The following is a 24,739-nucleotide window of genomic DNA, read 5'->3' as shown; positions in this document are numbered from 1 at the left end:
GCCGCACCTGCTGCAAACCCACAAAAAACGCTGGTGATTTCGCCGCCAACCTCTTAGCTTAATGTTTTGCAACATATCCGCTATGAGGTGCTACATGTCGATGGAAACGTGGTTGGCGTTCTTTGCCGCGTGCTGGGTGATCAGCCTGTCGCCGGGGGCGGGGGCGATTGCCTCGATGTCCAGCGGCCTGCAGTACGGTTTCTGGCGCGGTTACTGGAACGCCCTGGGCCTGCAACTCGGTCTGTTGCTGCAGATCGCGATCATTGCAGCCGGCGTCGGCGCCATCCTCGCCGCCTCGTCTACGGCGTTTCAGGTGATCAAGTGGTTCGGCGTGTTCTACCTCGTGTACCTCGCCTACAAGCAATGGCGCGCGCTGCCCATGGATATGAGCGCCGAGTCGCCGATACGGCCGATCGGCAAGCCGCTGAGCCTGGTGTTCCGTGGTTTGCTGGTCAATGTCAGCAACCCCAAGGCACTGGTGTTCATGCTCGCCGTGCTGCCGCAGTTCATCGACCCGCATCAGGCGCTGCTGCCGCAGTATCTGACGATTGCCGCGACCATGGTCTGCGTCGACCTGCTGGTGATGGCTGGTTACACCGGGCTGGCCTCGCGGGTGCTGCGGCTGCTGCGCACGCCTAAACAGCAGAAGCGCCTGAACCGTACCTTTGCCGGGTTGTTTGTCGGCGCTGCAGCTTTCCTCGCCACACTGCGCCGGGCGCCGCTGTGACGCTTGTCGGATAAAAAGTGCAAATTGCTTCGACCTTGAGTGGCCTGGCTGGTGTCTATCTTTGAGCAAGGTGGCTGCGGCCACCTCATCTCTCACTCAACCAGCGCCGGGCCGGCGTCGTCGACGGCCAGCTTGGCGAGGAGGCACCCATGGAAGCACCGACTCATCAGTTTGCCGAACTGTTCATGCAACTGGGGCTGGACCACGATGCGCAGAGCATCGATCAGTTCATCACCTCGCACTCGCCGCTGAAAAACGAAATCAAGCTGGTCGATGCGCCGTTCTGGAGCGACTCGCAGCGCGCATTCCTCAAAGAAGCGGTGCTTGAGGACGCCGACTGGGCAATGCCCTTTGATCAACTCAACGAAGCCCTGCGTCGCCCCCGCAAATAAAGCGCCGAGCGGCACCTGATGGGTGAAGTGGCGTTGCTATGCTGAGGTAAAACAACAAGGGGATAGCGTGATGAAAGATCCCTATGCAGCCGGTTTCTGGTGCATCGTGGCAATCCTCGGCACCCTGACCACCGGCTACTTCTACGGTATCCGGCACACCCATCAGCTGAACCAGGCCGTGCAGTTTCTGTACGCCGCTGCTGCGGTCACCGCGGCAGCGGCGCTCTGCGGGCTGGCCTGGATCGCCTGGCAGCACTTGCAGCTGAACAGGCGCGAACTTAGCCAGGGCCATACCCTGGTCACCATCTGGAACACCAAAGTTGCCCTGCGCCGGGTCGAAACCGTGTTCGACCGCTATTTCTGGGGCAGTTACTGGCACTCCGGGCGCACCTTCGAAGAGGTCATGGGCGAGCTCAAGGGCACGCCGCTGGAGCAAAGCCTGGATGCGCTGAAGTGCCAATGCCGCGAGCTCGACCGCGAAATCCACGACCCGCACCAGCACTGGCTGGCATTTGCCCGCGACCTTTCCAGCGTGGCTACGGCCATGGCCCGTGAGCGCTACCAGCTGGATCTGGGCGACGGGCCGGTGGCCGGCAAGGGCGGCACGGCAGTGCTCAACCGTGATCTGGAAGTGCTGGTGTACACCTGGTCAGCGCGCCTGCGCAGCTTCGACCATCAGCTGGACGAGCTGGAAAGCGCCTATCACTGAAACAACCTTCACTCGCCGCGAATGTACTGTTGCAGCTGGCTGATCAGGTTGGCCTGCTCGGTAATGGTTTCCTTGACCAGGTCGCCGATCGACAGCAAGCCGAGTAGCTTGCCCTCGCTGACCACCGGCAGGTGGCGCAGATGGCGGTCGGTCATCAGTTGCATGCACTCATCGAGCTTGGTTTTGGGCTCAACCGTGATCACCGCTGCGGTCATGATCTCGGCCACTGTAGTGAACGGCGACGAGCGGCCTTTGAGCATCAGCTTGCGCGCATAGTCACGTTCGCTGACGATGCCCACCACGCGCCCGTCTTCAACCACCGGCAAGGCGCCGATGTTTTTTTCCGCGAGCAGCTTCAGCGCCGCCAGCACCGACTCGGTTGGGCCGATGGTGTAGACGGTCTGGTGTTGTGCCTTGCTCTTGAGGATTTCGTCGACGGTTTTCATGCAGGCCTCGGTGCGCGAATGGGGGGATGCTCAGGTAAATAAAGCATCCGCCAAGGCGCCTTGCACGGCAACGCGGAAAACGGCATGGAGTCGATTGAAAAACGTCATGGCTGCAAACGGGCGCACGGCGTGCGCCCGTTTGCGCTTCAGCAGCCGTTGCCCTGCGAGACTTCGCGGCTGGCTTGTTCCAACGCGGCGGCCACCGCAGCTGCATCATCAGCGGTATACACCCGGCCACCGGTATTGCTGGCGGCGCAGTTGGAGCCGGTGCTGGCACTGATGTTGACGATGTTGATCCGCAGCCGTGGCTGGTTCTGGGCGATCTGCTCGGAGACCTTGCAGATGCTGGTGCCACAGCTGTCGCGGCCGTCGACGAACATCACGATGACGCCGTCGCGCTCACGCCCGTCCATGCTGGCCGCTGCCGCCTCCAGGCTGACCCCGAGCGCCGTGCCGCCGCGTGCGTTGAGCGTGGCGATACGGTCGATCAGATCTGCGCGCTGGTCACGTGCGAACACGCCATGATCGACGGGCGACTTGCAGCCATTGAAGGTCACCAGGCGCATCGCCACCTTCGGGTCGAGGTCTTCGATGACCGCGCCCAGGGCCGTCTTGGCCACGTTCAGGCGGGTCGTCGGCGGGGCCTTGCCCGACGGCAGAAACTGCTCGACCACCGGGATCTTCGCCAGCAGGCTGATGTACCACGGGTCGTCTGCGCGCTTGACGCGGATGCGTTCGTTCATCGAGCCGGAGGTGTCCAGCACCACGGCGAACTCCGAAGCCTGAAAGCCAGCGCCCGGCGTGCACATGGCGCTGTGATCGGCCTGCCAGCGCGCCCACAGCATTGGCCAGTTCAACCACAGCGCATAGAGCAACGCCAGCAGCAGGCCGAACAGCAGCCATGGCCACAGCCGCAGGCGCCGCGCAGGTACGGCCCTGGGCGGTGGCGCAGGCCTGGGCTGCGGTGCCGGCCTGGCTGCGGGCGGCGCCGGCTTGGGTGCTGGTGCAGGCGGTGGCGGCGGCGGTGGCGCGGCCACCGGTACGGTCTGCCCCCAGCGGATCACCAGCGGTTCGCCGTTGATGCTGTAGAGGTTGCCCAGATCAGGCGGCGCGATCAGGCTGCGCAAGGCGCCTGCTGCCTGGGTCTGACCACGCTGCTGCAGCTCGTTGGCCAACTGACCGACTGCGGCCTGGCGCTCTTCATAGCGTTGTAGCAGCGCTGCCTGCTGGTCGCGGCCCAGCTCGGCATACACATGCGGCTGGCCTTCCAGCGGCGACCACCACTCCAGCACACCATCATGCCCCTGGCGGGGAATGGCATATAGGTGAGCAATGGCCGGCGGGAAGTGCTGGCGGATCAACGCTACCCGCTGCTCGAGTGCAGCGGCGGCGTCCTGGCTGGCGTGGCTGTCGCGGATTACCCGTTGCATCGATCGTCCTAGTTGCAGTTGTTGCTGCTGGAAACTTCCTGGCTCGCCTGTTTCAGCGCGGCCGCCACTTGCACGGCGTTATCGCCGCTGTAGACCCGGCCGCCGGTGCTGTCGGCAATGCAGTTGGCCAGGCTGTTGTTGCTGATATTGACCAGATTGACCCGCAGCCGCGGCTGCTCCTGGGCGATGCGCTGAGCGACTGCACAGACATCCTCGCCACAGCCATCGGCGCCGTCGACGAACATCACGATCACGCCATCGCGGTCGCGGCCGTTCATGCTTTTTGCGGCAAGGTCGAGGCTGGCGCTCAAGGCGGTGCCGTCGTTCGGCACCAGGCCCTCTATGCCGCTGATCAGCGCCGGGCGCTGGGCCGGGGTGAACAGGCCATGGTCGAGCGGCGCTCGGCAGCCGTCGAAGGTGATGAAGCGCGTGTCGATGGCCGGGTGCAGATCATCGACCATCTGCTTGAGGCTCTGCTTGGCGACATCGATGCGTACCGGCGCGCGGGTAACCTCGGCGACTCGCGCCTGGTCGATGGCGGGGTCGGCGATGTTCTGAAAGAACCACTGCTCGTCCTCCGCCGTCGCTGCGACGCTCAGTAGCATCGAACCGGAGGTATCCAGCACCACCGAGAACTCCGGGGGCAGCGCCTGATCGTCTTTCATGCAGGCAAATTTGGCCGGCTCGCGCTGTTCATACCAGCGTTGCAGGTACGGCCAGCCAAACCACAAGGCCAGGGCCAGCAGCAACAGGCCAAGCAGGGGCAGCAGGAACCACGGCAACCAGATCCAGCGGCGCGGGCGCGGTGCGGGCACTGGCGCTGCCGCCACCGGTGCTGGCTTGACCGGCGCCGGCTGTGCCCAGCGCACCAGCAGTGGCTCGCCATTGACGCTGTACAGGTGCTCAAGGTTGGCCGGGCCGATCAGCGCGCGCAGCACGCTCGCCTCCTGCTCCTGGCCGCGTTCCTTCAGCTCGCCGACCAACTGGCGCAGGGCGTCCTGGCGCTGGTCATAGACGCGCAGCAAGGTCGCCTGCTGTTCACATGTGAGGTCGTGATAGCGCTGCGGCTGGCCTTCCAGCGGCGACCACCACTCACGCACACCGTCCTGGCCGGTGCGCGGAGTGGCGTAGAGATGAGCGATGCTGGCCGGGAAGTGCCTGACGATGATCGCCATGGCCTGTTCCAACACCCGCGGATCGTCCTGCGCGGGTCGGGTATCGCGGGTGACCCGCTGCATGTGGATATCCTGAAAAAGGATCGGCAGCCGTAGCTGCCGAAGGGCTTACTCGTAACCCAGGCTCAGCTGCAAACGGCTGACCTGTTGCTGCAGGGCCTTGAGCTCCTGCTTGCGCGCTTCGACCTGCGCGCTGCTGGCGTTCTGCATTGGCGCTGCCTGGCGGTTCTTCAGCTGTTGCTCGAGGCTGGCGATCTGCTGCTGCACCTCCTGCTTGTTGCCATGGCGGCTCTTGAGCGTGGCCAGCAGCCCGTTCAGGGATTTCTCCAGGTTGGCCTGCTGGCGTTGCTGGCCGGCCAGGTCCTGGCGGGTGGAGCTCTGCAGGGCGCTGAGCTCGCTGAACACCTGATTGAACTGGCGGTTCTGCTCCTGCGCGGTGACCAACTGCTGCTCGCTGTTGCGCACGCCTTCGGCATAGCCGCCGCCGTAGTCGCAATTGAGCTTGCTGACCAGGCTGGCGCTATTGTCGGTAGCGTTGCACTGCGAGGCAGTGGTGGCGCAACCGCCGAGGCTGGCGAGCAGGGCAAGGCCCAGGCAATGACGAAGTGACATGGGCTGTTCCTTAACCGAGGGTGATCGCGGAGCGCTGGTTGTAGAGGCCGTCGACTTCCTGCTGCAGGGCGACGACTTTGTTGTTCATCTTGGCGATCTCGGCCTCGACCTTTTGCACTTCGGCCGGGCTGGCACCACCGTCACGCTCGAGTTTGGCGACCTTCTCGAACTCGGTGACGCGGCTTTTCATGTTGCCCAGGTCTTTGCGCATCAGGCCGATGTTGGTATCGACATTGGCGATCTCCTGCTGCGCCTTGGCCTTGTCGACAGTCTTGGCCTTGATGCTCTTCTGGATGTCGGCAATCTGCTGTTTGTCGTCGGCAATCACCCGCTGCAGGGTGTTGCTGCGCTCGACCACCTTGGCGTTTTCTTTCTGCACTTCGCCGGTCATCGCGTTTAGCCGCTGGGTAGTGTCGGCGTACTGGGTGCGGCGCTGGTCGAGGTAGTAGTTGGCGCCCATGGCCACGCCGCAGGCGGCAACCCCGGCGATCACCGCGCAGGCAGCCTTGTTGCCCGAGTTGGACAGTACGCAGGCGAGCACGCCGGCACCGGCGGCCATGGCGCAGGCCTGGTATCCCGAAGTGCTGAAGAACTTGGCGTCGGCGCCCGAGGTCAGGCGCGGGTCGGCCTTGCCGCCGCCGCTGTCGCCAAGCATCGAGCTGCCGGTGCTGGCGCAGCCGGTCAGGACCAGGCAGGCGGCCATCATCAGGCTCATCCAGGAGCTGCTACGAGCGGTTTTGCTGTGCATCACGATTACGCTTCCTTGTGGTGTCAGTGGGCGACGGCTTTGCAGCTGTTCAGCCAGGCGTTGGTATCAATTTTCTGCGACTTGAGGAACGACACCTGGTTGGCCCAATGGGCGCGCAGGTACGGCGTCAGTTCCTTGAGATTGTTGTTGGCGGTAAGCACCCCTTCGAGCACCGGCACCTGCGCTTCGAGCAGGCTCTTGCCATACAGCGAGCCGGATTCGACCAGCGAGCTTGCGTAGTAACGGCTGAGCTTGTGCAGGCGCGCGCTTTGCTCGTCGAGCTTGCTCTTGCGCATGCCGCAGGTTGGGTCTTCTTCGCCGGCCTTGCAGTTGGCGGCGTAGTTTTTCTGCAGGAAGTCCAGGTACTGGCCGTCGTCGAGCATCTTGGTGCAAAGGAACGCACCCAGGTTGAGGCTGGCGCGGATGGCCTGGTCGCGGGCTTCCTGTTGCTGCTGGTTGCTCGCGCGCAGCTGGTTTTCGACGGTTTTCAACTGACCCTTGAGGGCCTCGTCCTGCACGCTCGAGGCCAGCGCTTCGAGGGCCTTGACCGTGCCTTTGTCCTTGCTGTCGGCGGCCGGCTGGTCGTTACCCAGGCTGCTCCAGCTCTTCTCGATGGCCTTGACCCGTTCGCGTGAGGTCAGGGTCGGCGACACCAGCGCCAGGCGCATGCCGTTGGTTTTCTTGGTCACCGCGCCTTCGGCGTTGTAGTAGGGCTCTTCCTGACGCAGGGCAGTGCGCAGCTCGGCTTCGCTGGTCAGGTAGTTGCCGCCACGCACTACGTAGCCGCCGGCCTGGCCGTGCTGGCGGTCGAGTTTGTTCAGGCGGAACGGTTCGAACATCATCTCGCTGGCGTTGCCGAGCATGTCGTGCAGGCCCAGCGGATTGGGCTTGAGCAGGCCGCTCAACTGCAACTGGCCGTTGGCCGATTGCGCACCGGCAAACCATTCGTGGGCGTTCAGGCCGTCAGCCATCGGGTAGCGAATGTCGCGGAATTCGGCGGTGCTGACCTGCAATCCGCCGCGTGCGGCAAACTCCCACTCGACTTCGGTCGGCAGGCGCACGAAGCCCTGCGCGCCGTCTTCGCGGGGCAGCTTGTCGGCAGCATTGGCGCGCAACCAGCGGTTGTACTTGTCGGCGGCCTGCAACGCGTCCAGCCAGCTGATCGAAACCACCGGCAGGCGCTGTTTGTTGGACGGTGTCGGGCAGGTTTCGTCGGTCAGGGCGCGGTATTGCAGCTGGGTCATTTCGTACTTGGCCAGCAGGTAATAGCGCGACTTGTCGCCTTTGGCGCTGGTGAAGCTGCCGGCGATGAAGGCTGGTCGGGTCTGCTCGACATAACCGTACTCGGCACTGTCGGCGCCGATGTTGATCGGGTAGTCGTCGAGCGGCCCGACCACCGGGATCAGCACCTTGCGAAACACCATTGCGCCGTCACACGGCATCGGTAGCACGACATCGTCGGCATCGGCCATGGGATTGTAGAATTTCTCGTCCCAGCTCGCCGCGGCGTCCAGGGCGAAGCCAAGCGCGAGGGGCGCCAGGGCCAGGCGAGCAAAGGTTTTACAGTTCACGCAGACTCTCCGCAGGTTGGATCCGTATCGCCCGCACGGCGCCGATCAAGGCAACCAGGCCAGCGACCAGCAAGGCCAGCAGCAGGGCCACCAGGCCATGCCAGACAGTGATATGGCAAATAAAGGCGCCGGTCGCCTGGCTGCTGCCGAGCAACTGGTCGAACAGCAGACTGCCCAGGTAATAACAGGCCAGCCCGCCGACAAACCCGGTCAGGCTCAGCAGCAGCGCTTGCAGCACCACGTAGACAGCCACCGCGCTGCTGGTGAAGCCGAGCAGGCGCAGCACCGCCAGGTCGCGGCGTTTGCGGTCTATGTTGGCTAGAAACGCCCCCACCAACGAGGCAATGCAGCCGATCAGGGCAGCGCCGGCGATGACTCCGAAGATCAGCCCCAGCACATGGTTGATGGCTTTGACGCTGTCGATTTCAGCCAGCCGGCTGCTGGTCTCGATGCGCTGTTGATTGAGCCACTGCTCCAGCGGCGCGACGCTGTCGATATCGCGTGCATAGACCCGCGCACGGGCATAGCCGATGCCGACCACCTCCAGCGACTGGCCGCTGCCGGCGCCCAACGCAGGCACCAGATAGCCGTCGCGGTAATGCTCAAGATCCAGCAGCAGCTCAGGGCTGACGAACGCCGCCGGGCGGGCAAAGCGCACAGCGGCGACAATCGCCTGCACGCGCAGAGTGCGCTCGCCACGTTCATTGACTTCGTTGAGGCGGCGACTGACGCGCAGGCGCACGCTGTCGCCGACCTTGGCTTCGAGGCGCTGTGCCGCGCGCTCGCTGAGGATCAGTTGATCGGCTTGCAGTGCGCTGAATTCGCTGGCCAGCAGCGGGTCGTTGGCCGCGGTCGGGATCACTTCGACGTTGTCGACAAAGCGCCCACGCTCGCCAAGCAGGTCGGCCTGGGTATTCAGCGAGCGGGTCTGGCCAATCGCAAAGCCAACCTCAGGCCGTTGTTGCAGGCGTTGCAGCCAGGCCTGGTCGTAATGGCCGCTGCTGAGCATCTTCACTTCGAGGTTGCGCGGGTCGCTGAGCAGCTCCTGCTGCAATTGGCTGACTACCCCATGCTTGAGGCCGAACAGCAACAGCAACGGCGCGATCACCGCCACCAGCGACGCGGCCATGCACAGCGACACGTTGCGGTCATGCCAGAGGTCGGCCAGCGACAGCCTGACCAGCAGCGCCAGGCGCTTATACCAAGGGTTCAAAATGGGTCTCCCCCTGGCCATTGATCGCGCCCAGACGCGGCAGGCCAAAGCGCTCGACCAGCGCCCAGTCGTGCGACACCAGCAAGGCGCTCAGGCCCAGTTCGGCAACCAGCTCCAGCAGCAACTCGAACAGCCGCTGCGCGTTGTGTGGGTCAAGCGCGGCGGTTGGTTCGTCGGCCAGCAGCACCCGCGGTTCGTGGGCGATGGCGCGCACGCAGGCGACCCGCTGGCGCTCACCGATCGACAGTGCCTGCGGCAGTTTGTCCAGCAATGGCGTCAGGCTCAGCGCTGCGACGGCTTTGTCGACCGCATGGCTGTGTGCGTCCAGACCGAGCAGACGGCGCGGCAAGAGGATGTTGTCGCGCACGCTGAGAAACGGCAGCAAGCCGCCGCTCTGCAGGACGAAACCCAGCTCGCGCGAGCGCAGTGCAGCCAAGGCCGCGTGCTGCTCGCTGGCCAGCAGCCGAGCAACGTCGTGCTGCTCGCTGCCGAGCCGGTAGCAGTCCAGTCGCTCAGGCTTGAGCAGCAGGCCGATGGCTTCGAGCAGCGTGCTCTTGCCGCAGCCGCTCTCGCCGGTTACCGCCCACACCTCGCCCGCGCGCAACTGCAGCGCATCCAGGCGCACGGCGTGTGACTGTGGTCCCTGGCCGCGGACCACACGCAATCCCTTGATCTCGAGCATAAGTGGTCAGGGCATCATTTCCAGAGGAACCGGGTAGACGTTGTCGCGGCTGTCGGCGCCCGGGGCCAGCGCCACCCAGCGGTCAACATCGGCGTTGTAACGCTGGTAGTGGCGCAGCTTGGTGCTCAGGTTGCGGATGAATTTCTCCTGGGCCAGGCCGTCCCAGCCTTTCCAGGTTTCTTCATCGAGGTTGAGCACTTCGCTCTGGTACGGCAGGCCATCGAGGTACTCGCCGAGCACACCGAGGTCGGCCACGCGGGCGTCTTGCTTGAGCTGGTTAGGGTCGGCGCCCATGGTTGCGGCCACGGCGCGCAGGCGGGTGAACATCTCGCTGGGCGAGATCATGCCTTCGTTGGCGGCGTCGAGGATCTGCTTGAGCACGTCGCTGAGGTCGCTCAGCTGCGCCTTGGTCAGCAGCACCCGCACATCGGTGGTGGGCACGTTCTGCCTGATCGGGTCACGGTCGCTGATCCACGCCTCGAACACCGGCGGCGCCTGTGTGCCGCTGGCCTTGCCCAGGTACGCCAGCTGCATCGCGTGGCCAATCAGCGCGGCGTCTTCGAGCATTTTCTGCTCGGCGGGGCTGGCCTTGGCATTGGTGGCGCTGCCAACGGCGTCTTCGCCCATGTACGCCGAACGGACCTGCTGGGTGATGGCGCCAGCGAGGCTGTCGACCTTGCGGCCGAACTCGTCGACATCACCGGCATTGACCGGGTAGTACAGCGAGGTGTTGGTGCCGGGGTAGGTCGACAAGGCGCGGTACTGCGCTTCGGCGCTGCCGTGGTTCTTGGCCCCGCTTGGGGTCTTCAGGTGCAAGGTGTACAGAGCAACGCCAGGGTTGCTGGCTTCGATCTTGACCTGCTCGGCGCCAAGGCCGGTGCTGGACAGTTTGTCGCCGCCATCCAGCGCGCCGGCATCGGTGATCAGCACCACGTAGCGCGCGCCAAACTGGCTCCAGTCGACCTTGTCGACCGCATGCATGACCCCGGCATAGGCGTCTTCATCGAAGACCTTGCTGGAGACCTTGGCCTGCTTCAGATCCGCCACCTTGCTGAGGAAGTCGGCACCGTCCTTGACCGTGTTGGGGTCGGCGTACATCTTGCTGACGTACTCCAGGCCCGGCACTGCCTGGGTGCTGGAACGGTAGGCGATCAGGCCGAACTTGACCTGCTGGCCGAGGTTCTCCTTCTCGATCTGGGCGTAGACACGCTTGATCGCTTCGCGGGTGCGGTCGATGTACGGGTCCATCGAAATGGTCGAGTCGATGACGAATACTACCGCCGCGCTGAACGCTTTCATCTGGGTGTTGGCGGCAGCCTGGCTGGCAGCACTGCCGGCCGCAGGTGCCGCGCTGCTGGCCGCGTCGGCCTTGCTCACCGAGGCGACGTTGAGGATGCGCGTGCGGAAGCCTTCTTCAGTCATCACTTCTTCGCCGCTCAGGACCGGCAGCAGGTAGAAGTTTTTCTGCAGGTCGACGAAGTACTCCGGCTCCTGGGCCAATACCCCAGGCGCTTCCTTGCCGTTCTTGAGCTGGGCGCGCAATGGCGCGACCTTGCTGACCGGGTCGGGCGCATCGAGGATGCCTTCGAGCTGGCTGCGGTCTTTGAAGAACATCAGCCGGTCGCGGTTGGCCGGGTTGGTGAAGGCCAGGGTCAGCTGCATTTTCCATTCGACAGTGCAGTCACCCGGCAGCCAGCCGATGCTCTTGCCCTGGGTATCCGGGCCGACGCGCAGCCACTGGCGGTTGTCCACCGCCGCGCGCTCGTACACATAAAAGCGGCTGAAGGTCGGCTGGGCGCTGCCCGGCGCCGCGCCGGCGGCATCGCTGAGCTTGCAGCCGGGGGTGGTCAGCACACGCTGGAACAGGGTTTTCTTGCCCTCTTGCAGCAGCGGCTTGTCGGCCGCGTGCAGCACCGGGCTCAGGCTCAAGGCCAGCAGGGCGGCGCCAAGGCTGCGCAGGCTCATGGTTTGAGCTCCTCGAAGCGTTGCTTGGCTTCGGCGTTGTTCTCATCGAAACCGAGAATGGTCTCGTACCAGTAGGCTGCGGTGGCGTTGTCTGGCGCCTTGAAGCATTCGCTGGGCTGGTGGTACTTTGGGTCGTACTCGCGGGCATAGGCACTGGCGATTTCGATGTCGCCGCCCTGGGCGCGGTTGGCGTAAAGCCGCTGGGCAACGCCGCAGTGGTTGCTGGCCTTGGCCTGGTTGATCACTTCCAGCAGCGCGGCCGAGCCTGGGGCGTTCTGGATGCAGGCCTGGACGAACGGGATCTCGCCTTCGCTCTGCATGCTTTCCAGGGTGCAGGGCAGGGCGGCAGTGGGCGCAGGGGGCGCTGGCTGTTCGGTTTTGGGCTCGGGCTTCGGTGCTTCGACCGGTGCGGTTGGTTGTTTGTTGAACCACCACCAGGCGCCGCCTGCGGCGAGCAGCAACAAAACCACCAGCAACAGCGGCAGCAGCCAGCGGTTGCCGGTCTTGGCCGGAGCAGGGGAGATCGGCTTGCTGATATTGATTACCGGCTCTGGGGTCGGCTCCGGTTCAACGGCTGTGGTTACAGGTTCTTCAGGCACGCTGACTGGCGCTGGCGCGACCGGCTCAGGTGCGGGTGGAACCGGCAGCGGGGGCGGCGTCTGCTGTGGTGCACCTGAAGTCGATGGCAGCACCTCATTGTTGATGCGCAGCATGCCCATATCGCTCTGGCCTTGCTGCGGATCGCTCAGCTCCACGCGGAAGTTGGCGGTGCCGCTGGCTTCCAGCAAGGGGTCGATCAGCTCAGGGCCAATGCGCGTTTCCAGGCCCGGCGCGCCGTCCACCGGCTGCAAGGCATCGAGCTTGAAACCATGGGCGACGTTGCCCCAGCGTGCGCCAGGGTGGAGGAACTCGTGGGTCTGGCTGCTCTGCAGGGACAGCTCCAGGCCGTCACTCGCGCCCTCCCAGCCGGTGATCCGCAGCACGGCATGGCCCGGCGTGTTCACGGTCAGTGGCAGCACATCAACTCTGATACCCATTACAGTCAGCTCGCTTCAAAGGTGTTCAGCAACACCGCCAACTGGCGACGTTGCTCGGTGGTGATTTCGGGGTCGGCGCCGTTCTTGGCATTTTCCTGGGTCAGCCAGGCCAGGCCCGACAGCCAGTCGACGAGGAAGCGCTGCTCCTGGTGTGACGGCTGCGCCGGCAGCTCCGGCAGTTCGCCTAGGGCCACGTTCTGGTAGAAGCCGAACACTGGCTGGCGCTCGCCGATCAGACAATTCGGGCGCTGGCTGAGTGGCTGCGCAAGCAGGCCGAACCAGGACAGGAAGTCGCGCATCAACAGCTGCACGTTCATCACCTGGCGCTGCACCAATTGGTCGCGCCGGGCGCCACCGAGGATGCGCCGGGTCACGGCCTGGTCGAGCTGTGCGAGGAAGGCCGGTCGGCGCACGGCGCTGATCAGCTCTTCGGTCAAGGCGTCGGCCAGATCGCGGCTGATGCGCATGCTGTTCAGGCGCAAGGTCTGCGTGCCCAGCTCGCGCATGTGGCGGATCCACGCTTTAAGTGCGGCGCGGGCAAAGCGTTGTTCCGAGTTCAAGCGCTGGGCCAGCGGTTTGGCTGGGGCTGCGGGCGCAGATGGCGCGGCTGCCGGGCTGGCGAACAGGTTACCGAAGTTGATCGCGGGGGCTTTGTTGGCCGGCGCCTTGGCGGCACTTTCCGGCTCGGGCTCTGCCTCGCCATCGATACCGTCGATGTCATACACGCCGCCCAGGTACAGCTCGCGCAGTTCTTCATCGGGCAATTGCAGGGCGTTGATCAGCTCGCTGATCGCGTCCGGATCGGCACCGAGGTTGTCGACCAGATATTGGGTCTTCTCGCGCTTCTTGTTCAGCAGCTGCTCGAAGTCCTCTTCGCGCCATGCATGCAGGCCGTGTTCGAGCAGATCGGCGCGGCACTGGCGCAGCTGTTCGTCGATGCGCGTGAGCTTGAAGTCGATGTCACTGATGCCTTGGAAGCTGGCGCTGAAGCGGCTGATGCCACCGTCGTTGAGGGCGAGCATGGCTTGCCAGGCATCGGCCGGGTCTTTGATATGGCGCTGCACCGAGGGGCTTTGCGCAAAGCACTGCTGCAGCTGCTGCAGGCGCAACTCGTGGCGCTCGTTGAAGTGGGTTTCTTCGCCGCTGCCGCCGTCGCGCTCGATGAACGCGGTGTCCAGGCGCGGCTTGCGCACCAGGTAGGTGTTGTTGAACGGCCTGTCGGCCCACTCTTTCATCCATTCCTGAGCGCCGAAGCGCTCGATCATGGTCAGCTTCATCATGTTCTCGCAGCCTTCAGGCAGCTGCCCTTCGCTGAGGCCGAGGGTGTTGCCGATGAAACCGTCGAGCATGGTCAGCGCCCAGATCAGGCCCGGAGTGCGCTGGCCGCGTTCTTTTGGCGTGGCGCCCTGGGTCTTGTGGATCCAGCGGGTCAGCACCGGGCCGACGCTGACCACTTCACTCTGCTTGAACGAACTGGTGCACAGCACCAGGCCATTCATCTGCTGGGCGTCGGTGTAGCGCTCGAACAGGTAGGCGACCTTGCCGCGCAGGATCAGGCTGGAGGCCGGGTTGACCTCTTCGACTGCGTCCGGGCTGGCAGCGTCTTCCAGGCGCAGCAGCTTTTGCCGGGTCCGGTAGCCAGGGAAGTCGAGCAGATCGACCGCTTCGACCACCGGGTCCTTGGGGCTGTTGATCAGGCGGAAGGTCATCTCGGCAGTCAGCGCGGCGAGCTGGGCGACGGTCAGGCCGACACTGCCCTGGACCTTGTCGCCGTGCAGTGGCAGCACGCTTACCGGCAAATCGCGGCTGGTGCCGAGACGGCCAAGAATATCCACGTTCATGATGCTGTTGGTCGGCGTGTAGCTGCCGTTGTCGTCCTTCACCAACACGCTCAAAGGCGCATAGACGGTGTCGGGGAAGCCCAGCTTGTGCAGGCCGCCGACCAGCAGTTCATACACTTCGGTGAGCGCTGGCTGCTCGCCCCACAGCACCGAGAACAGCTTGGCGCGCTGGCGATAGCTCAGGTGCGGCGCGAGCTTGATTGCTCGTGGCCAGTAGTGGTCATCGAGCTTGCGTACCGATTTTTCGTAGTTGCCCTTGAGGTAGTCCCACAAGGCGACCACGTCGTCACCGTTGACGCCGGGATGCAGTTGCTCCTGCTCGCGGCCTTCGAAGCCTTTGAGCAGCGCTTGCAGGCTATCGTCGGTGAAGCTGTAGTCGAGCTTCTCCTGATCGAAATCCTCGAACCAGGCGTTGGCGAGAATCTTCGCCACTTCAACTTCGCTGAACAGCTTCAGCTCGACCGGGTAGTTGGCATCCGGGCTGGGCTTGGCCAGGCGGCTGAAGCGGGTAACCAGGCCGGTGGCTTCCTTGCCCAACCCGGTCGGGTTGATGTGCTCGATGAAGTCCAGGGTCTTGCCACCAAAGTCGGTTTCAAGCCGGCCGCGCTGATCTGCCGCCAGGGCCGAGATCAGGTACGACTTGCCCGCCTGGGACAGGCCGAAGAAGCCGATCACCATTGGCGTCGACGCGGCCTTGCGCAGGTCCTTGGCGCGGTTGCGCGCCTGGCGCAGACGCAGGCTCAGGCCATCGGCCTCGGCTTCCACGCTGGCGGCGTTGCCACGCACCTGGTCGATCCACGACAGGGCCTGGCCGGCGCCTTCATGGACAGCGCCCCAGGCGTTCATCAACTGTTGTTGCTTCGGCGTAAGGTCGCTCATTTTCCTTTGACGTTCCCGCTGTCGAGCCAATAGTCGCTGTCACTCAAGCTCATGGTTGGCATGGTATTGAGGGCAAGCTCCAGATCCCGGTCGTAATCGAAATCGGCATCCTGAATATTCGATTGCAGGTCGCAGATGATCAGCTTGTCGCTGATCAAACCCTGCTCCAGCAGTTGGTCCGACGGCTCCTCGACCTCCAGGCGCACGCGCAGTACCGGCGCTTCGCCGCCCTTGCCGAGTGCCTTGGAGAACGCGCTGCTGCCGCGCGGGGTGAAGCGCAAGGTGTACAGCGGCGATGCCGACCAGCGCTCGGCCGACAACTGCCGATAGCCCAGGTGCATGTCGCCGCGCATTTCCAGCCACGGCGTGCCGCGCTGCTCGCCTTCGCCAACAATCGGCAGTTCGATCCGGCCTTTGGCCGACTGCAGGTTGTGGTAGAGCACGTCGGCATGCTTGATGGTGCCGGCGGTGTCGATCTGGCCGAAGTGCTTGATGATCGAGTACGGCTTGAGCTCGACGGTGCGGAAATAGAAGTTCGGCACGCTGTGCTTGGAGCACAGCAGGCAGATCATCGCGCCGACCGAAGCGGTGCTCTTCGGGTCATCGATCAGGCCGTTGCGGTGGAACGGGTACCAGCCGCCGGTGCGGTAGTTCTGCAGCGGCAGGATGCGCCCTGGCGGCAGCGGCAGGCGCTGGCGGATGAACGCCTGAATGCCCGGCAGGCGCGACGGTCGGCCGGTCAGCAGGAGCATGTCGCAAGGGTAGTGCGAGATCACTTCGCACAGCTCAGCGAGGATCCGGGTGATGTTGATCTGGCCGCCGATGAAGGCCGCATGGACCTGCTCAAGGTCAAACGTGATCGGCGTCTGCAGCAGCTCCAGCGTGCCTTCGCGGCCGACTTCGCGGCGCACTGCGGCATTGACGAACTCGAGCACGCTGTCGTTGATCACGGCAGTGCCCAGCACCTCTTGCCAGGTCTGCTCGACGACGTCCTGCGGCTGCGCCGGGTCGTAGTTCTCGTACGCCTTGAGCAGGGCCAGACCCAGCGGCACGAAGATCTGCAGGTTGAGCTGCTGACGCAGGATGCGCTCTTGCGCCGAGGCGTCACCGTTGCCGCACAGGCGCGACATCATCGCGTCCGGCGCACTCACGCCAGCGCCCTGCAGGGCCTTGCGGAACGACGGCAGGATGAACTCCTGGATCACGTCGAGGAGGATGTCGTCGCCAGCCACCTTGAAACCATCGCGGAAACGCTGGTTCGGCACGATGTGCGCGTTGGCCCCGGCGCCGCCGTTGTTGCCACGGTCGAGGCGGTAGTCGGTGATCACCAGGTCAGTGGTGCCGCCGCCGATATCGATGGTGGCCAGGGTGATCTGCTCGGCTTCCTGCTTGTCCGGGCGGGCGAGGGCGGCGAAGAATTCTTCCGGATGACCGGCGAAGTTCTCGTTGACCTCGTTGTACAGGTACACCAGCTGGCCGCAGCTGGCTTCATCCCAATCGACGCGGATGCTTGGCAGCGGCGTGCGCGGGACGATGCTCTTGTCCTTGAACGGGTTGCTCTCGCCGGCATGCCAGCCAAAGCTCTTCCAGACCAGGCCGACGGCTTCGTACATGCGGTTGCTGAGGATGCTGCGCTCGGCTTGAGGCATGCCTGGCGGCACGGTCAGGGTGATGCTGTTGAGGCGGCGCGGCACGCGCGCGTGGCCCTGGCGCGAACGCTGCGCCGGGCTGTTGATCTGGGCCAGCGCCTGGGTGACTACTTCGGCCAGCATGAAGGTCATCAGGTTGCTGCGCGAATAGCGCGGGGTGAACACCGGCATGTCGTTCTTCGGCGGCAGGTACAGGGCCTGGCCGAGGTCGTTGATCAGGTGCGCGAACGGTGCGGCGGTGGCCAGCGGCTCCTTGTCGCTCTTGACGTAGGAGGTATTGAAGCGCCAGCCATGGCCGTAGGCCTTTTCATCCCACAGGTAACGCTTGGGGCTGGACAGCCCGGTCGAGCCTTCGGTACCGCGGCGACGGCTGGCCAGGCGTCCGGCTTCGCCACCGACGCGGGCGATGGTCGGCCACTGGAAGGCATTGTGGCGGCCGCTCTTGACCGAGAAATTATCCTTGCCGAAGTAGGCCTGGGTGAACTCGACGCGGCTTTCGAAGGCTTCGTTGTAGACCTTCTCAGGCTCGCTCAGGTCGCGCAGTTCGAGCACGTAGTTGTGACGCATACCGGAGCCTGCCTGGCCGTGGTCCTCGATGAGGATGCCGCAGGTGCGCGAGTTGCCCACATCGAGTACCAGGTCGACCGGGATTGGTTGCACCACACCCTGAATCTCGTTGGCGACAACCTTGATTTCCGGGATTTCGACCTTGGGCTTCTCGACGCTCTGCTCAGCCGGCACCGGCCGACGCAACAGGCTCAGCAGGTTGAGGTAGTGGGCCAGGTGACGGTTGCCCTGCAGATCACGTTCGAGGCGCTCGCGGGTCCACTCGGCGCGGGCTTCGCCATACAGTTCGGCAAGCCACTCGCGGATCCAGCCGTGGGTCAGGAACCAGCCGTATTCACGGGCGCTGCAGGCCAGCTTGAAATCGACCCCGGAGCGCACGTCTTCTTCGTTCGGCGCCAGGTAATGAGCACCGGCCACTGCGGCCATGATGCGCGTATCGAAGGCCAGCGTCAGGCGATGAGTATTGCCGTCCAGGTCCGGCTCGGCCAGCTTGACCAGGCGCATCCGCGACCAGTTGTTGGGGCCTTCGTCAAACCGATGCGGCGCCATGAAGCGCAGGAACGGCAACGGCAGCCAGACGCCATCGAACAGCTTCAGGCTTTCTTCCATGGCGACGCGGAAGTGGTTGTCGTCGCTGCTGTCGAATTCGACCTGGACGACCTTGTCCGGCTCCGGCTCGTAGAAGTCCTTGTACTCGCGCGACCACAGCAGGCGCGTAGGCACCATGCCGTTGTTGAGCTGGACGAACTTGCCCGCTTGCTCGCCGTCCGGGCCGAGACGCAGGGCGAAATCCATGAATTGAATGCCGGTATCGCTGACCAGCGTGACCGTTTCTTCGAACTGGGTGATTTCGGGCAACATCTTCTGCGTCTCGTATTATTGGCCGGCTTGTTTCATCAGCATCGGGAAGGCGTCGGCGCCATAGTTGCCGGCGCAGTCAGCCGGGCCGGATGCGCCTGGCTTGCAATTGACCTGGGGCAGGTCGTAGCTGCTGCCGTCAGCACAGGCGGCTTGGCCGGCACTGGTGATCGACAGCTGACCTTGATTCATGGCCGCCGAAACCGGTGCCTGGCAGCGCACGCCATCGGAGCGGCTGACGGTGGCATTGCCTTTGCCGTCCTTGAAGTCGTACTTCAGGCGCAGCGGCTTGCTGGTGCCGACTTCCTGGATGCCGGCACCGGCCCAGTCGCCATTGAGGAAGCTGGCGGTGCCTTCGGCGGCGTCAGGCGGAATGCTCAGCAGGTTCGCCTGGGGAGCGGGCGCAGGGGGTTCTGTTGGCAGTTCGGGTGGCGTCGTGCTCGGGCCTGGCTCGGGTGCAGGCGCAGGTTCCGGCGCTGGCGCTGGCGCCGGAGCGGGTTCTGGCTCAGGCGCAGGCTCCGGGGCGGGCTCGGGCGCGGTGGTATCGCCCGGCACTGGCGGTTCAGGTGTTGGCTCGGGTGCAGGTGGCGTTGCATCTGGGTTGCCGGCCCCTGGGCCAGTGCCGCCAGCGTCTGGCAGGCCAGCACCGGTGCCCGGCACTTGACCGGTGCCAGTACCCAGGTTGCCAGTGCCGCTGCCGCTGTGAGTTCCAGTGTCGATCACTGGACCTTGCGGCTTCTGGTCAGGCAGCTGCATACCGGGCACATTCAGCCCTGGCCAGCAGCTGCGCAGGCCGAACAGCAGCAGCAACAGCAGCAAAAATGGCAGCAGCCACCACCAACCCAGCCGGCGCCACCACGGCGCGGCGGCAACCGGCACTGGCGGCGCAACCGGCGGTACTGGCGCAGGAGCAATCGGTGGCACGGGTGGCGGTGCGATCACTGGCTCGGCGGCTTTGGCAGCACGCGGATACAGGCAATGCAAGGGCTGGCGGCTGCGCTCGGCGCCGGCATGGATAAAGCCCCAGAAGGTCAGGACCGGGCGGCCATCCACCAGATACACGAAGTTTTCGTCGGGAAACGGCACCACACAGGTCAGCAGCTTGCCGAACACCGTATTGTCGCCCTGCACGGCATTGCGGGCGCCGGGCAACGGCGCACCGTTGGCATCCAGGCCGAGCATACTGTTGCTCAGATCGTTGATGCGCAGCTGCAGTACTTCGAGCTGGGCTCGGGCAGGCGCTCGCTCTTCTTCGGTAGCGCTGCTCCACGGGATCACATCGCCCGGGCGCTCGCTGTACCAGTCAAGGGTACTGCCCAGCGCATCCGGCTGCGGGATGGCCAGGTGCTCGACCAGGTGCGGATGCTCCGGGTACTTGCGGCGGATCGCCTCGCGCAGCTGCAAAGCGGCACGATAGACCGGCTGGCCAGTCTCTCCCAACGCGGTAAAGTCTTCACTCTTACCACTGCGTAGCAATACTCCGCGCATCCTTGTAGACCCTACCTAGTCTTGTATCGATCCGTTTCAGTAATCACACCTTGATACTGAATAACCGCGCAACACTACTTGCAAAGTCATTTAGCCGTCAATTTAAGTTAGATGGCTTTTTGACGTCATTGCCCCGGCTTGCGGTTAAACTGCCCGCACCCGTTCAGCGGTACCGGCTGATCTGCCCTTGCACAATGGAGCGTGACCACGATGAGTCTCTGGGATGACCTGAAGAAAAAGGCCTACGACGCCAACCCCGAGCTGGCTGCCAAAGCCGCCCAGGCGCTGGACAAAGCCCGTGACCTGGCTGTCGAGGCCGGGCAAAAAGCTGCGCCGATCCTCAAGCAGGCCAGCGACAAGGCCACCGTCTACGCCCAGGAGAAAACCCCGATTCTCAAGGCCCAGGCGCTCAAGGCCATCGACGACGCCAAGCTGCGCCGCGCCCAGTTGCAAGAGCAGGCCAAGCGCGACAAGGCCGCTCGCGCCGAAATGATCCGCACCATGTACGACATCACCCTGGCGCCCGACGACGTCAACTTCATCGAAGAGCCGTTCAACCACTTCGAGCGCCAGTTGGGGTTCTTTGTCTTCAATGGCGAAGTGCTCGACAGCCAGAAGCGCAACCAGACCCACCTCGACGCCTACCACTCGCACCGCACCACTGGCGGCACGATGTGGCAGGGCACCGGCTCGACTGGCAGCAGTTCGTCGAGCATGCAGGTGAGCACCCACAACGTGCAGGAGCATGAGTTCTGGGTGCGCCTGGAAAACGGCAAAGAGTCGTGCTTCCAGCTCAACAATACCCAGGTGCGCATCCGCCCCGGCCAGCACGTCAGCCTGCTGTTCGTGCATAACGCCGGCAACCAGAACGGCACCCTGGTCGCGCTGTACAACCACAATGCCGGGGAAAACTTCACCGTCCTCACCCCGGCGCAGATCAACCAGGCGTTCGACCTCTACACCCAGGCGCCAGGGTTCTTCAATCAGCGTGAAGTCAACGACACCCGCAACCGGCTGTTGCAGGCGCTCGACCTGCGGATTGGTCAACTGGTGCGCTACATGGCAGTGCACGGCGACCGCCGTAATGGGCAAGTGATCGAAGCAGAACAGGATTGATTGGCCGAGGTGGCTCGTCACACAAGGAAAACGGCATGAAGCTGAAATTGGCTGTAGCAACGATTGGCATCCTGGCCTTGGTAGGTTGCGATGCGGGGAACGAGTCCAAGCAGGCTGCGCTCAAGCCCGATGCGCAGGCATCAGGGCAGAGCACTGCAGCCGCTGCGCCAGCGCAGCCGAGCGTACAAACGGCAGAAGCCGATGAAGCGGCGCTAAAGGCCGCCATCGACCAGATGGTTGCGGACGAAATCGCAACCGACGGCGGCAGTGAATACGACGAAGGCCGTCAGGTACTGGAAGTGGATCTCGATGGTGATGGCGTCGAAGATGCCGTGGTGCTTTACACCATCGAAGGCCAGGGCGGTGGCAATGGCTCGTTCCAGACCCTTGCGGCGCTGTACCGTGATGGCAACAGCTGGAGCGCCAAAGGCAAGACCATCCTCGGCGGCGCCACCGACCTACAGCTGCTCGGCCCGAACCTGATCGGCGTGACCGTGTTGACTCACAGCGACGAAGATCCACGCTGCTGCCCGAGCCAGGAGAGTGTGGTCAAGTATCAGTGGAATGGTGCAGCCTTTGCCGAGCTGCCGGATACGGTTAAGTCAGCGGGTTGACGCTTGGTGCGCTTCGCTCAAGCTAAGTGATATTCAGCGCCAAGCAGCGCCGCAAAGCTGTCTTTGGCAGGGTGGCTGCCAGTGTGCTTGTTGCAGATGAAGTAGTTCTGCACTGGCGCCAGGTCGGCGAAGCTGAAGCCGCTGATGCCGGAGCTGGCAATGCTGGTGATGTTTACCTCTAGCCCGTGCGGCGTCAGCCAGCGTTGCAGCGACTGCCGGTACGGGCAGCCCTCAGGCCACATCAACCAGGTTCGCCCCTGCAATGGGCTTGTCGCTGCTTGGCAGGTGAGGTCCGCACAAACGAAAAAGCCCCGGGACAAGTCCCAGGGCTTTTTCTTGATGTGGCGCACTCGGCGGGATTCGAACCCACGACCCCTGCCTTCGGAGGGCAGTACTCTATCCAGCTGAGCTACGAGTGCAACGCGGCGCAATGATACCCATCTTGGCCTAGCGCGTCCATCGCCTTGATCTGTAGCCGTTTTCGTTGTGAAACATGCCCAGCGGCACCACGGGCACGAATGTCGGAGCGGTGCTTACCTCACAAGGCAATCAACTCCGGGCGCAAGCCCTCCACTCGCTGCGACGCGGGCTTGAAGTAACCGCCGTCGCCGGTGATCTGATGCAGTACCCGCTCGCGCAAACCATGCAGCGCCACCCCGGTGCGCTGGCGCGGGTGCGGCAGGTCTATCTCGACCACCGCCTTGATCCGCCCCGGGCGCGGCTCCAGCACCACCACCCGATCCGCCAGATAGTTGGCCTCTTCGGCATCGTGGGTGACCAGCAAGGTGGTGATGCCGGAGCGCTCGCGGATCGCCAGCAGTTCATCCTGCAACTGCTGTCGGGTCAAGGCGTCGAGTGCGCCAAACGGCTCGTCCAACAGCAGGATGCGCGGGCTGGCGACCAGCCCTCGGGCGATTGCCACACGCTGGGCCATGCCGCCAGACAGCTGGTGCGGATACGCCGTCTCGAAGCCAACCAGACCCACCAACTGCACGAACTCATGCACGCGGCGGGCGCGTTCGCCCTGGCTCAGTTTCTCGTTGACCAGCCCCAGGCCGATGTTCTGCTCGACTGTCAGCCACGGGAACAGCCGGTGCTCCTGAAAGACAATGCCGCGTTCGCCGCCGATGCCCTGCACCGGCTTGCCATCGACGTGAATGCTGCCGCTGTAGTCGGTATCCAGGCCCACCAACAGCCGCAGCAAGGTCGACTTACCGCACCCGGAGGCGCCGACGATGGCAATGAACTCGCCTTCGTTGATGGCCAGGTTGAAGTTGTTGATGGCCTCGAAGGCCTGGCCATCGACGGTAAAGGTTTTGCCGACTTGCTCGAAGCTCACCAGCGCTGGTGTGGTGTCGGCTTGATTGGCGGCGTGCAGGGTCGAGGTGTTGAAGGCGTTCATGCAGTTCTCCAGCGCGTGGCGCGCGATTCGAGGCGTTGTCCAAGGTTGCCGAGCAGGGCGCCGATCAGGCCGATCAGGACCATCGCCGCCATCACCTGGTCCATGCGGAACAGCTGCTGCGCGCCGAGCATCAGGCTGGCGATACCGCCATCGGACGGCATGAAGTATTCCGCGCCGATGGTGCCCAGCCAGGCATAGATCAGCGACAGGCGCAGGCCGGCAAATATTGCGGGGGCAGCGCCGGGCAAAATCAGCAAGCGCAAGCGCTTGGGCAGGTTCAGGCCCATCACTTGGGCAGCCTCTCCCAGCTGCGGCGACAGGCTGGCGATGCCGCGCTGGGTTGCAATGAACAGCGGGAAGAACGCCGCCAGGCCGACAAACACCAGCTTGGCCGCTTCGCCCAGGCCGAACCACGCGGTGAGCAATGGCACCCAGGCAAAGATCGCCACCTGGCGCAGGGCTGACAGAGTAGGGCCGAGGGTTCGTTCGGCGGGTTTCGACAAGCCCAGCAGCACCCCCAGCGCAAAGCCTGCACCGCCGCCCAGCAGCAGTCCGCGCAGTGCCCGCTGCAGACTCAAGCGCAGCGCCTCCAGCAGCGAGCCATCGGCGATGCCTGCCTGCAGGCTGGCCAGCACGCCCAGTGGCGAAGTAAGAATATTGTCGTCGACCCAGCCAAAGCTGCTGGCCGCCTGCCACAGCGCCAGCAGGCCCAGCGGCAACAACAATCCTTGCCAGGCCCGTGGTAACTGCGCCCGGCCTTGCTCGCCGGTAGCCGCTTGCGGCCAGAACAGCAGGCGCCGCTCCAGGCTGCTGAAACTGCGGTCCATCAAGAACCCGACCGCGCCGATCAGTACGATGCAGAGGAATACCAGGTCGAGCATGAACAGCTGCCGACCCCATACCATCAGGTAGCCGATGCCCTCGCTGGAGGCCAGCAGTTCGACGGCCAGCAGCGAGGTCCAGCCTGTCGCCAGCGCCAGCCGAACTCCCGCCAGAAACGACGGCAGGGCAGCCGGCAACAGCAGCCGACGGAACAGCAAATGTGCCGGCAGGCGCAAGGTCGCTGCGGCTTCCCGCAGTTTGGGTTGTGCATCGCGCACGCCCACCAGCGTGTGCAAGGTCACTGGCACCACTACCGCCTTGATCAGCACCACCAGCTTGAGCAGCTCGCCGATGCCGAAAAACAGCATGAACAGCGGGATCCAGGCCAGCGTCGGGATCTGTGCCAGTGCGATGAACGTCGGCATCACCAACGTCTGCGCCCTGCGCGAAGCCCCAAGCCAGGTCCCCAACAGCAATCCGCCAGCAATGCCCGCGAGCAACCCGTAAAGCAGCCGCTGCAAACTTATCCACAGGTGCCCCCAAAGCTCGGCACTGCCAAACTCCAGCGCACTCTGCCAAACCAGCGCCGGCCCCGGCAGAATCTGCTCGCTCATCCAATGCCAACGGCTGGCCACCACCCACAACAACGCCAAACCCACTGGCACTATCCAGGCCAGCCACCCTTGGCCGGAACGGTCATGACGGGGCGCCATGCCGGACGCAACAGGGCTGCGCAGCTGCCCCAGCAATCCCCGTCCCTGTCGCAAAATGTCGCCCATCGCGCCCTCCAACAAAC

21 protein-coding genes and 1 tRNA gene are annotated in these 24,739 nt (G+C 64.2%); 5 read left to right on the top strand and 17 right to left on the bottom strand.

The window, feature by feature from the left end:
* Nucleotides 1-94 precede the first annotated feature (94 nt).
* The 3 genes from IDM28_RS21885 (at nucleotide 95) to IDM28_RS21875 (ending at nucleotide 1,828) form a co-directional block, all read left to right on the top strand.
* Complete coding sequence (locus IDM28_RS21885; RefSeq protein WP_101322619.1) at nucleotides 95-727, top strand: LysE family transporter; 633 nt, start codon at nucleotides 95-97, stop codon at nucleotides 725-727.
* 149 nt (nucleotides 728-876) lie between these two features.
* Entirely contained in the window at nucleotides 877-1,119 is a 243-nt protein-coding gene (locus tag IDM28_RS21880) for a DUF2789 domain-containing protein (RefSeq protein WP_188036873.1), read from the top strand.
* A gap of 70 nt (nucleotides 1,120-1,189) precedes the next feature.
* On the top strand, nucleotides 1,190-1,828 hold the full coding sequence (locus tag IDM28_RS21875) for an NADH:ubiquinone oxidoreductase subunit N (RefSeq protein ID WP_188036872.1): 639 nt from the start codon (nucleotides 1,190-1,192) through the stop codon (nucleotides 1,826-1,828).
* A gap of 8 nt (nucleotides 1,829-1,836) precedes the next feature.
* Here the strand turns inward: IDM28_RS21875 and IDM28_RS21870 are convergent, their stop codons facing one another.
* From IDM28_RS21870 to IDM28_RS21810, 13 genes are all read right to left on the bottom strand, one after another.
* The gene (locus tag IDM28_RS21870; protein ID WP_101322616.1) at nucleotides 1,837-2,274 is read right to left on the bottom strand and encodes a CBS domain-containing protein; all 438 of its coding nucleotides are present in this window, start codon (nucleotides 2,272-2,274) and stop codon (nucleotides 1,837-1,839) included.
* A gap of 146 nt (nucleotides 2,275-2,420) precedes the next feature.
* Nucleotides 2,421-3,704, bottom strand: a complete 1,284-nt coding sequence (locus IDM28_RS21865) for a VWA domain-containing protein (RefSeq protein WP_188036871.1) — start codon at nucleotides 3,702-3,704, stop codon at nucleotides 2,421-2,423.
* A gap of 8 nt (nucleotides 3,705-3,712) precedes the next feature.
* Nucleotides 3,713-4,942 (bottom strand): vWA domain-containing protein, encoded by a 1,230-nt coding sequence (locus IDM28_RS21860; RefSeq protein ID WP_188036870.1) that lies wholly within the window; start codon nucleotides 4,940-4,942, stop codon nucleotides 3,713-3,715.
* Nucleotides 4,943-4,987: 45 nt separating this feature from the next.
* On the bottom strand, nucleotides 4,988-5,491 hold the full coding sequence (locus IDM28_RS21855; RefSeq protein ID WP_101322613.1) for a hypothetical protein: 504 nt from the start codon (nucleotides 5,489-5,491) through the stop codon (nucleotides 4,988-4,990).
* A 10-nt stretch (nucleotides 5,492-5,501) separates the two neighbouring features.
* A complete protein-coding gene (locus tag IDM28_RS21850) occupies nucleotides 5,502-6,242 on the bottom strand; it encodes a hypothetical protein (RefSeq protein ID WP_409035108.1) in 741 nt (246 codons plus the stop codon).
* 20 nt (nucleotides 6,243-6,262) lie between these two features.
* The gene (locus tag IDM28_RS21845) at nucleotides 6,263-7,711 is read right to left on the bottom strand and encodes a formylglycine-generating enzyme family protein (RefSeq protein ID WP_262500185.1); all 1,449 of its coding nucleotides are present in this window, start codon (nucleotides 7,709-7,711) and stop codon (nucleotides 6,263-6,265) included.
* 88 nt (nucleotides 7,712-7,799) lie between these two features.
* The gene (locus tag IDM28_RS21840) at nucleotides 7,800-9,023 is read right to left on the bottom strand and encodes an ABC transporter permease (RefSeq protein ID WP_188036867.1); all 1,224 of its coding nucleotides are present in this window, start codon (nucleotides 9,021-9,023) and stop codon (nucleotides 7,800-7,802) included.
* A complete protein-coding gene (locus IDM28_RS21835; RefSeq protein WP_188036866.1) occupies nucleotides 9,007-9,705 on the bottom strand; it encodes an ABC transporter ATP-binding protein in 699 nt (232 codons plus the stop codon). The genes IDM28_RS21840 and IDM28_RS21835 overlap by 17 nt, the downstream gene beginning before the upstream one ends.
* A gap of 6 nt (nucleotides 9,706-9,711) precedes the next feature.
* On the bottom strand, nucleotides 9,712-11,670 hold the full coding sequence (locus IDM28_RS21830) for a vWA domain-containing protein (RefSeq protein WP_188036865.1): 1,959 nt from the start codon (nucleotides 11,668-11,670) through the stop codon (nucleotides 9,712-9,714).
* Complete coding sequence (locus tag IDM28_RS21825; protein ID WP_188036864.1) at nucleotides 11,667-12,707, bottom strand: hypothetical protein; 1,041 nt, start codon at nucleotides 12,705-12,707, stop codon at nucleotides 11,667-11,669. Before IDM28_RS21825 ends, IDM28_RS21830 begins: the two co-directional genes overlap by 4 nt.
* A gap of 5 nt (nucleotides 12,708-12,712) precedes the next feature.
* The gene (locus IDM28_RS21820; RefSeq protein WP_188036863.1) at nucleotides 12,713-15,427 is read right to left on the bottom strand and encodes a virulence factor SrfC family protein; all 2,715 of its coding nucleotides are present in this window, start codon (nucleotides 15,425-15,427) and stop codon (nucleotides 12,713-12,715) included.
* Nucleotides 15,424-18,504 (bottom strand): virulence factor SrfB, encoded by a 3,081-nt coding sequence (locus tag IDM28_RS21815; protein WP_101322605.1) that lies wholly within the window; start codon nucleotides 18,502-18,504, stop codon nucleotides 15,424-15,426. The genes IDM28_RS21820 and IDM28_RS21815 overlap by 4 nt, the downstream gene beginning before the upstream one ends.
* 15 nt (nucleotides 18,505-18,519) lie before the next feature.
* Nucleotides 18,520-19,989 carry an SrfA family protein gene (locus IDM28_RS21810; RefSeq protein WP_188036862.1) on the bottom strand — a complete coding sequence of 490 codons (1,470 nt, stop codon included), beginning with the start codon at nucleotides 19,987-19,989 and terminating at the stop codon, nucleotides 18,520-18,522.
* Nucleotides 19,990-20,199: 210 nt separating this feature from the next.
* Here IDM28_RS21810 and IDM28_RS21805 point away from each other — a divergent pair, with 210 nt between their 5' ends.
* Together IDM28_RS21805 and IDM28_RS21800 are read left to right on the top strand one after the other, a co-directional pair.
* Entirely contained in the window at nucleotides 20,200-21,105 is a 906-nt protein-coding gene (locus IDM28_RS21805) for a hypothetical protein (protein WP_101322603.1), read from the top strand.
* A 35-nt stretch (nucleotides 21,106-21,140) separates the two neighbouring features.
* Nucleotides 21,141-21,719 (top strand): LppP/LprE family lipoprotein, encoded by a 579-nt coding sequence (locus IDM28_RS21800; protein WP_101322602.1) that lies wholly within the window; start codon nucleotides 21,141-21,143, stop codon nucleotides 21,717-21,719.
* Nucleotides 21,720-21,736: 17 nt separating this feature from the next.
* Here IDM28_RS21800 and IDM28_RS21795 read toward each other — a convergent pair whose 3' ends face one another.
* The 4 genes from IDM28_RS21795 to IDM28_RS21780 all read right to left on the bottom strand — a co-directional run bounded on the left by IDM28_RS21795 (nucleotide 21,737) and on the right by IDM28_RS21780 (nucleotide 24,656).
* Nucleotides 21,737-21,964 carry a hypothetical protein gene (locus tag IDM28_RS21795; protein WP_150573570.1) on the bottom strand — a complete coding sequence of 76 codons (228 nt, stop codon included), beginning with the start codon at nucleotides 21,962-21,964 and terminating at the stop codon, nucleotides 21,737-21,739.
* Nucleotides 21,965-22,061: 97 nt separating this feature from the next.
* Nucleotides 22,062-22,138 (bottom strand) — tRNA-Arg (locus IDM28_RS21790).
* Nucleotides 22,139-22,257: 119 nt separating this feature from the next.
* Nucleotides 22,258-23,121, bottom strand: a complete 864-nt coding sequence (locus IDM28_RS21785; RefSeq protein ID WP_188036861.1) for an ABC transporter ATP-binding protein — start codon at nucleotides 23,119-23,121, stop codon at nucleotides 22,258-22,260.
* Complete coding sequence (locus IDM28_RS21780) at nucleotides 23,118-24,656, bottom strand: ABC transporter permease (RefSeq protein WP_262500183.1); 1,539 nt, start codon at nucleotides 24,654-24,656, stop codon at nucleotides 23,118-23,120. Before IDM28_RS21780 ends, IDM28_RS21785 begins: the two co-directional genes overlap by 4 nt.
* Nucleotides 24,657-24,739: the final 83 nt, after the last annotated feature.

This window comes from Pseudomonas sp. EZ-C24, assembly GCF_014525325.1.
In the GTDB taxonomy this organism is placed as follows: domain Bacteria; phylum Pseudomonadota; class Gammaproteobacteria; order Pseudomonadales; family Pseudomonadaceae; genus Aquipseudomonas; species Aquipseudomonas shirazensis.
Note: the sequence above shows the minus strand (reverse complement) of the source record. Positions and strands in the feature narration are given on the sequence as shown.